Source organism: Halomonas sp. 707D4, assembly GCF_024158685.1.
Taxonomy (GTDB): Bacteria; Pseudomonadota; Gammaproteobacteria; order Pseudomonadales; family Halomonadaceae; genus Vreelandella.
Map to the genome: position 1 here is coordinate 1 of NZ_JAMZBD010000174.1, position 6,033 is coordinate 6,033.

A 6,033-nucleotide genomic window follows, 5' to 3' on the forward strand; every position below is an offset into this window, starting at 1 on the left:
CTGCTGGCGGGTATCGCGGGTGCTGGCGGCGTTCTGGTCGGCCAGCTCGCTTGCCTGGCGGGCGTTCTCGCTGTTCTGGGCGACCGTCTCGGTCATCTGCACCATGCTGGCGGCGGTCTGCTGGAGCGCGCTGGCCTGCTGGCCGGTGCGCCGGGCGAGGCTCTCGTTCTCCTCGGCGATCTGCTCGACGGCGGGCGTCACCACCGCGACCCGGTTTTCCACCTCGCCGACCACGGCAGCCAGGCTGAAGCGCATGGTATCCAGCGAGTAGAGCAGATCGCCCAGCTCGTCGCTCGAGCGCTGGTGGCTGCGCGCAGCGAGGTTGCCTGCCGCCACCTGGAAGGTCATGTGCCGGGCGCCGGCCAGGCCCTTGAAGACCGAGCGCAGGATCACGACGCTCAACAGGATCATCACCACCAGGCCGATGGCGATCAGCGATAGCTGAGTGACCAACATGCGCTGACGCTCCTGCCCCGCTTCGCCGACTAGCACCTGGGCGCTGTCGCGATCCTGGATCACCAGATCGCTGCTCAGCGCGCGAAGCGATTGAGTGGCCGGCGTGACGACGTCGTTGAACGCTTCGAAGGCAGCAAACCCGTTGCCGTCGATCACCGCCGCGATCGACGCGTCGATACCACCCAGCCAATCGCCGAGTGCATCCTCATAGGCCTCGACGAGAGTGTTGCCCGGCTCCTCTGCCGCGACGTAGCTCGTCCACTGGGTCTCGATCTGCTCGCGGTAGGTGGCGGTGGTCGCGGCGACCGCGTCGAGGTCCGCGCGGCGTGGGTTGCGCACGGCGGGCTCGACCAGCTCGACGGTCTGGCCGATATGGCGCTCGATCTCCTGGAGACTTGCAATCGACTGGAGGCCGGCGCGGTTGAGCCGGTCGAGCCGCTCGCCGGCGTTGACCAGCCCGAGAATGCCCACCGCCCCGGCCAGGCTCAACAACAGAAGCGATACGACCACCATGCCGATCAGCTTGGCGCGCAGGCTCCCCAGGTGAAAGCGACGGACGAGCCCCATCACGCCCTTGCGCCGAAGCGCCCCCTGGTGGACGCGGTACTTGCGCGAGGCGCCTTTCTCGCGAAGCTCGCCATAGACCTTGTCGGCCAGCGCGATCTCCTCGGGGCTTGCCTTGCGGCGCACCGAGGTATAGCCGACGATGCGCTCACCATCGCGCAGTGCAGCGGCAGTGGCATTGACCCAGTAGTGGTCACCGTTCTTGCGCCGGTTCTTGACCAGTCCCTGCCAGGTGTTGCCGGCCTTGATGGTCTTCCAGAAGTCGGCAAAGGCCGCCGGCGGCATGTCAGGATGACGAATCATGTTGTGGGGCGAACCCATCAACTCGTTGCGCGAGTAGCCGCTGACGTCGACGAAGGCGGCACTGGCGTAGGTGACGTTGCCCTCGAGGTCCGACCGGGAGATCAGGACGGTTTCGTCGTCGAGCACGTACTCACGTTGGGTGACAGGCTGATTGTTGCGCACGTTGGCTTTCCAGTTGTCATTGTTAACAATTATCGTGTGATTATCCGCAACGTCTCCCAAGTTTGATTCGACGAATAAGCCAAAAAAACGCCACTCTTTCGCAAGAGTGGCGTCCCGATAGATCCAAAAAGGCGTCAGGCGAACACGACGTTGGCGACGTCCTTGTAGCGGTTGGCGAAGTGGACCGTCATGCCCTCCTTCAGGTAGTCCGGCAATTCGTCGTAATCGCGCCGGTTGGCCTCGGGCAGGATGACCTCGAAGATGTCGCTGCGCCGGGCAGCGATCACCTTCTCGCGGATGCCGCCCACCGGCAGCACCTGGCCGGTCAGCGTCAGCTCACCGGTCATCGCCAGAGGCCGCGGGATCGCCTTGCCGGTGGCCAGCGACAGTAGCGCGGTGGTCATCGTCACCCCGGCGGATGGGCCATCCTTGGGCGTCGCCCCTTCGGGCACGTGCAGGTGAATGAACGCCTTGTCGAAGAACGTCGGTTGGGCGCCGTACTCCTTGAGATGGCCCAGGGTGTAGCTGTAGGCGATGTTGGCGGACTCCTGCATCACGTCGCCCAGCTTGCCGGTGAGCTTGAAGCCCCGATCCAGCGAGTGCACCTTGCCCGCCTCGATCGGCAGGGTCGCCCCGCCCATCGAGGTCCAGGCCAATCCGGTGACCACGCCTTCGCCCTTGAGCACCTTCTCCTTGCGGAAAAGCGGCGCGCCGAGGAACTCCTCGAGGTTCTTCACCGAGATCTTGACCGGCTCCTCCTGCTCCTCGAGCAGCTTGACCGTCGCCTTGCGCACGATGCGGTGAAGCTGTTTCTCGAGCTGACGCACCCCGGCTTCCCGGGCGTAGCCCTCGATCACCTGCCTGAGCGCGGCATCGGTCAGGTTGATGCGCTTTCTCGGCAGCTTGTTGCGCTTCAAGAGCTTCGGCCACAGGTGGTGCTTGGCGATCTGCATCTTCTCTTCGGCGATGTAGCCGGAAAGACGGATCTGCTCCATGCGGTCGAGCAGCGGCCCGGGAATCGAGTCCAGGGTATTGGCAGTGCACACGAACAGCACCTTGGAAAGATCCATGCGCACGTCGAGGTAGTGATCGAGGAAGTCGACGTTCTGTTCCGGGTCGAGCACCTCGAGAAGCGCCGAGGCCGGATCGCCCTGGAAAGACTGACCGAGCTTGTCGATCTCGTCGAGCATGATCACCGGGTTCTCGACCTCGACCTCCTTGAAGGCCTGGACGAGCTTGCCGGGCATGGCGCCGATGTAGGTACGCCGGTGGCCCTTGATTTCGGCTTCGTCGCGCATGCCGCCCACCGAGAAGCGGTAGAACTTGCGCCCCAGGGCCTCGGCGATCGAGCGCCCCACCGAGGTCTTGCCCACCCCGGGCGGGCCGACCAGCAGCACGATCGAGCCGCCGACGTCGCCCTTGAAGGTGCCTTCGGCGAGAAACTCGACGATGCGCTCCTTCACATCCCCCAACCCGTCGTGGTCGCGATCCAGCACCTGGCGGGCGTGGTTCAGGTCGAGCTTGTCCTCGCTGGTCACCCCCCAGGGGAGCGAGGTGAGCCAGTCGAGGTAGTTGCGCGTGGTGCCGTACTCAGGCGAGCCGGTCTCGAGTACGCTGAGCTTTCCAAGCTCCTCGTCGATGCGCGTCTGCACCCGGTCGGGCACTTTCAGGGCTTTCAGGCGCTCGCGGAAGGTGTCGACGTCGTTCTCCCGGTCGCCCTTGGAAATGCCGAGCTCGCGCTGGATGACCTTCAGCTGCTCGCGCAGGAAGAACTCGCGCTGGCGCTCCTGCATCTGGGCGTTGACCTGCTCGCTGATCTCGCTTTGCAGCTTGGCGACGTCGATCTCCTTGCGCAGCAGCGGCAGCACCTTGTGCATGCGATCCGCCACCGGGAGCGTGGCCAGCACGTCCTGAAGCTCCGGGCCCTTGGCGGAAGTGATCGCCGCGGCGAAGTCGGTCAACGGGCCCGGCTGATTGGGACTGAAGCGGTTGAGATACTGCTTGAGCTCTTCGCCGTAGAGCGGGTTGATCGGCAGCAGCTCCTTGATGCCGTTGATGATCGCCATGGCGTAGGCGCGGGTCTCCTCGTTCTCCGCGTCCACCGGCTCCTTGGGATAGGTCACTTCCACCAGGTACGGCGGTTTGCGGGAGAGCCAGCGCTGGATCTTGAAGCGACGAAGCCCCTGGGCGATGAACTGGATCTGCTGGTCTTCGCTCTTGAGCTTGTGTACCTTCACGGCGGTGCCGATGGCGGGAAAGCCCTCCTCGTCGAGCTCGCTCACGCCCTGCTCGCCGACGAAAGCCACGCCCAGCGTATGGTGCGGCGTGTTGCCCACCCGGCGAATGGTCTCCTCCCAGCGCTCCTTGTTGATTACCAGGGGCTGCACCTGCGCCGGGAAGAACGGGCGATTGTGAATGGGGAGCAGGTAGATGCGCTCAGGGAGCATGTCGCTTGCCGGCACCAGCGAGTGCGCCTGCTCGCCGTCGGAGTGGTGCTCGCCTTCGCCACCGTGATCGTGGGTCTCGGCGTCGTCGTCAAGCCATACGGAGTGTTCGTTGTCGTGCTCGAAATCCTGGTCGCTCATGCGCCCTCCATTGACGGATACCGGCGGCCAGTGCCGCCCAGCGTTGCCTAAGGAATGTGGGCTGTACGGCGAAACTTCAACCCTGGCATGCGCCTATTGCGGCCAGAGCTCCGGCATGGGGCGTCCGTTCACCCGCCAGACGCCGCGGATGACGTCGAACTGCAGCTCCCGGGTGCCCAGCGGAAGACCCAGCCACAGCGCGGCCACGGTCGGTGCGTCGTACCAGACGAAATCGCCGTCGATGCGGTCCTTCCAGCGCCCGCGCTCGAGAGGCGCCTGAAGGTTCACCACGCTGAGTGCCTCGGGCTTGCGACCATCGAAGAACAGCGCGCCGTCGGCCTTGACGGTGATTCCCAGCAGCGGGCTTTCGAGCTCGATGTCGGTCACGTCGAGGCGCGGCGAATCGCTCAGAAGCGCCTGGATATCGGGCTCCATGCGGGCCAGCAGGCCTTCGGCCATCGGCAGGCTGCGATCGCCCCAGGCCGCTTCCTGACGCAGCCGGGCAATGATGTTGCGCACCGCATCGGCGTTGAGCCGCGAAAGCTCGGCTTCGATCACGCCGCTGACCAGCGCCGTCTCCGGCGCTTCGCTGGGTACGCGCACGTCACCGAGTGCCAGGCGGCCCTTCAGTCGCAGCTCGCTTTCGTCGAGCACCATGTCGCTGTTGAGGTCGATGGGTTCGACCTGGACCTCGAAGGCGGGATAGAACAGCGTCGCGGACTCGACATGCAGGTGGTCGCGCTGGGCGAAGTGATAGGCATCCTCGATGTAGGTATAGCGGCTTTCGAGCGTCGTCGGCCCCAGGGTGAGGTAGGCCTGGCCGTCGCTCAGGGTGAGCTGGTCGAAGCGCGCGCGCAGGCGCCAGTCACCGAAGACCCCCTCGAGGCGCAGTCGGGCGCCGCGCACGTCGAGCTCGCGGCCGTTTTGCTGGATGATGAACGGCGCCAGCGCCAGGCGCAGCTCGCTCTTGCCGGAAAGCGTATGGTAGCGCCCTTCCCAGCGCGGCAGCGACAGCGCCGATACCTCGCCGACCGCCTTTTGCAAGGCGCTGTCCAGGCGCGGCACGACGGTGCCCTGAACGTCGGTGGTCAAGAGGCCATGGCGGGCATCGTAGGTCAGCTCGAGCCGCCAGGGGCGACCGAGCAGCGGCGACAGCGAAAGCCGCCCTCGGGAGGTCAACCAGCCCTGACGGCTCTCGGTTCGGCTGACGCGCCACTCGCCGCGGGCCTCGAGATCCTCCAGCGCCTGGTTCAGGCTGCGCTCGAACAGCACGCTCGAAATCAGCTGCGCCACGGCCCAGATCACGGTCAGGGTCACGATGATCGGGACGATGAGACGTTCCTTGCGCATGCCATCTCCTCGGACAGCTCCATGAATGACGCCGCTGGTCGTACAATTTCCGACCCGGACAGGCCGGGCTCACGCCGCATCGGCGAAAGCGTTGGCCTTCAGTGTAGCCAGAACCACAGGTGCATGGTGCTCCAGGCGTAGATGCCCGCCATGACGTCGTCGATCATGATGCCGAAGCCCCCCGCCACGCGGCGGTCGGCCCAGCGGATCGGCCAGGGCTTGAAGACGTCGAAGATACGAAACACCACGAACCCCCAAAGCGCCGCCTCCCAGGAGAACGGTACGGCGGCCATGGTGATCCAGTAGCCGACGAACTCGTCCCAGACGATGCCGGAGTGGTCGTGCACGCCGAGATCGTGGGAAGTCTTGTCGCACAGCCACACGCCGACCACGAAGGCGACGAACACCAGGCTCATGTACCAGCCTAGCGGCAGATCCGCCATCAGCCAGAAAAACGGAATCGCGGCCAGCGTGCCGAAGGTGCCCGGCGCCCAGGGCACCATGCCGCTGCCCAGGCCGAAGGCGAAGAAATGGGTAGGGCGTCGCCAGACGCTACCGGGTGCCTGGTTCATGGCCTCCCCCCTTGAAAGTGCTGCCACCCCTGGCGCGCGGC

At 65.4% G+C, this 6,033-nt stretch carries 4 protein-coding genes; all 4 read right to left on the reverse strand.

Translation table 11 applies throughout. The annotated features are described in order from the left end of the window. On the reverse strand, nucleotides 1-1,485 hold a 1,485-nt coding region (locus BIS11_RS09105), incomplete at its 3' end, for a PAS domain-containing protein (protein ID WP_253585950.1). A gap of 134 nt (nucleotides 1,486-1,619) precedes the next feature. Next, a complete protein-coding gene (lon, locus tag BIS11_RS09110) occupies nucleotides 1,620-4,070 on the reverse strand; it encodes an endopeptidase La (RefSeq protein ID WP_253420007.1) in 2,451 nt (816 codons plus the stop codon). 93 nt (nucleotides 4,071-4,163) lie between these two features. Next, complete coding sequence (locus BIS11_RS09115) at nucleotides 4,164-5,420, reverse strand: DUF945 family protein (protein WP_253420005.1); 1,257 nt, start codon at nucleotides 5,418-5,420, stop codon at nucleotides 4,164-4,166. A gap of 98 nt (nucleotides 5,421-5,518) precedes the next feature. Then, complete coding sequence (locus BIS11_RS09120) at nucleotides 5,519-5,992, reverse strand: phosphatidylglycerophosphatase A (protein WP_253420002.1); 474 nt, start codon at nucleotides 5,990-5,992, stop codon at nucleotides 5,519-5,521. Between the last annotated feature and the right edge of the window lie 41 nt (nucleotides 5,993-6,033).